1 tRNA gene and 2 rRNA genes (1 of these 3 cut by a window edge) are annotated in these 2500 nt (G+C 55.6%); all 3 read left to right on the top strand.

Annotation, left to right across the window (positions count from 1 at the left end):
• A 23S ribosomal RNA gene (locus tag NKJ46_RS30180) occupies positions 1–1643 on the top strand (it extends 1156 nt beyond the left edge of the window).
• Positions 1644–1719: 76 nt separating this feature from the next.
• Positions 1720–1834: ribosomal RNA gene (gene rrf / locus NKJ46_RS30175) — 5S ribosomal RNA — on the top strand.
• 130 nt (positions 1835–1964) lie between these two features.
• Positions 1965–2041: transfer RNA gene (locus NKJ46_RS30170), tRNA-Met, on the top strand.
• The last annotated feature ends 459 nt before the right edge of the window (positions 2042–2500 follow it).

The raw sequence follows: 2500 nt of genomic DNA, 5'->3' as shown, positions 1-2500 counted from the left end.
GGGTCTTTGCGCCGAAAATGTAACGGGGCTAAAGCCATACACCGAAGCTTAGGGTTTGCAGCAATGCAAGCGGTAGCGGAGCGTTCTGTAAGCTGATGAAGCCATACCCGTGAGGGGTGGTGGAGGTATCAGAAGTGCGAATGCTGACATGAGTAACGTAAGGGGAGTGAGAGACTCCCCCGCCGAAAGTCCAAGGGTTCCTGCTTAAAGCTAATCTGAGCAGGGTTAGCCGGCCCCTAAGTCGAGGCAGAAATGCGTAGACGATGGGAACCACGTTAATATTCGTGGGCCTGGAGGAAGTGACGGATCATTGAGGTAGTCCAATCTTATCGGATTGAAAGGGCTGCTGCGTGGTTCCAGGAAATAGCTCCTCCTTATAGACCGTACCCGAAACCGACACTGGTGGACTGGTAGAGTATACCAAGGCGCTTGAGAGAACTATGCTGAAGGAACTCGGCAAATTGCACGCGTAACTTCGGAAGAAGCGTGACCCTTTCATGCGCAAGCATGGGAGGGTGGCACAGACCAGGGGGTAGCGACTGTTTATCAAAAACACAGGGCTCTGCGAAGTCGCAAGACGACGTATAGGGTCTGACGCCTGCCCGGTGCTGGAAGGTTAAGAGGAGGGGTGCAAGCTCTGAATCGAAGCCCCAGTAAACGGCGGCCGTAACTATAACGGTCCTAAGGTAGCGAAATTCCTTGTCGGGTAAGTTCCGACCTGCACGAATGGCGTAACGACTTCCCCGCTGTCTCCAGCATAGACTCAGTGAAATTGAATTCCCCGTGAAGATGCGGGGTTCCTGCGGTTAGACGGAAAGACCCCGTGCACCTTTACTATAGCTTTACATTGGCATTCGTAGTGGCATGTGTAGGATAGGTGGTAGGCTTTGAAACCTGGGCGCCAGCTCAGGTGGAGCCACCCTTGAAATACCACCCTTATCACTATGGATGTCTAACCGCGGCCCGTTATCCGGGTCCGGGACAATGTATGGTGGGTAGTTTGACTGGGGCGGTCGCCTCCTAAAGAGTAACGGAGGCGCGCGATGGTGGGCTCAGAACGGTCGGAAATCGTTCGCTGAGTGCAATGGCATAAGCCTGCCTGACTGCGAGACTGACAAGTCGAGCAGAGACGAAAGTCGGTCATAGTGATCCGGTGGTCCCGCGTGGAAGGGCCATCGCTCAACGGATAAAAGGTACGCCGGGGATAACAGGCTGATGACCCCCAAGAGTCCATATCGACGGGGTTGTTTGGCACCTCGATGTCGACTCATCGCATCCTGGGGCTGGAGCAGGTCCCAAGGGTATGGCTGTTCGCCATTTAAAGCGGTACGTGAGTTGGGTTCAGAACGTCGTGAGACAGTTCGGTCCCTATCTGCCGTGGGTGTAGGAATATTGAAAGGATCTGTCCCTAGTACGAGAGGACCGGGATGGACGGATCTCTGGTGGACCTGTTGTGGCGCCAGCCGCATAGCAGGGTAGCTATATCCGGACGGGATAACCGCTGAAGGCATCTAAGCGGGAAACCCACCTTAAAACGAGTATTCCCTGAGAACCGTGGAAGACGACCACGTTGATAGGCCGGGTGTGGAAGAGCGGCAACGCTTGAAGCTTACCGGTACTAATAGTTCGATCGGCTTGATCGTTCTCATTCCTAATGTCCATCGTGAACACGATGGATGGCACAGAAAACAGCTTCTCGAGCAACGTGCGTTTTGCCGACCTGGTGGTTATGGCGGAGCGGCTGCACCCGATCCCATTCCGAACTCGGCCGTGAAACGCTCCAGCGCTGATGGTACTTCGTCTCAAGACGCGGGAGAGTAGGTCGCTGCCAGGTCTGCCAAGCGCACGTTGTTTAATCTTCTCCTTACGAACAGGCCCGCCAACGGGACTCCGGGCCGCGAAAGCGGCCCTTTCATTTGGCGGAAGCTTGAATCCGGTGAGCCAAGGCTTACCTTTAGGGTTGACGCGGGGTGGAGCAGCCCGGTAGCTCGTCAGGCTCATAACCTGAAGGTCACAGGTTCAAATCCTGTCCCCGCAACCAAATTCGAAAACGGCCCGCCTTGTGCGGGCCGTTTTCGTATGCGCTGAAGTACGGCAACAGGACACTTAGCATTCCGCGGCCAATCTTTCGCGTATGTGTTCCGATCCACCTCTCATCCGTCGGGCGAATGGCCGATCGGGATTTACGACGCGCCAAAAGGGCGCGCTGCCGTGTTGACTGATATGCACCAAGTGCCGCCGCACAGTCACTGGGCAGCAGGCGTCTGCTCCGTATTTTACCGCGAGCTTACGTCGTAACTCTGCAAGATCCGACAAGTGGCCAGGTCGAGCAGCCCGCAGCTCGTCAGCGACCATTTTCTCGGTTGGGATCAGCATGCTCTGCGTAAGGTGTTTGCCTTTGCGTCGCGTTTTGACCGTAAGCGCGTAGCTGATGCCGTTCAGCGCTGGTAGTTCCAAGGCATGAGCGCCTCGATATCGCTGTTTGGCCAGCCATTGGCGA

The organism is Mesorhizobium sp. M0166 (assembly GCF_040322255.1).
In the GTDB taxonomy this organism is placed as follows: domain Bacteria; phylum Pseudomonadota; class Alphaproteobacteria; order Rhizobiales; family Rhizobiaceae; genus Mesorhizobium.
The sequence above is the reverse complement of the archived record's forward strand: the minus strand, read 5'-3'. Positions and strand labels throughout refer to the sequence as shown.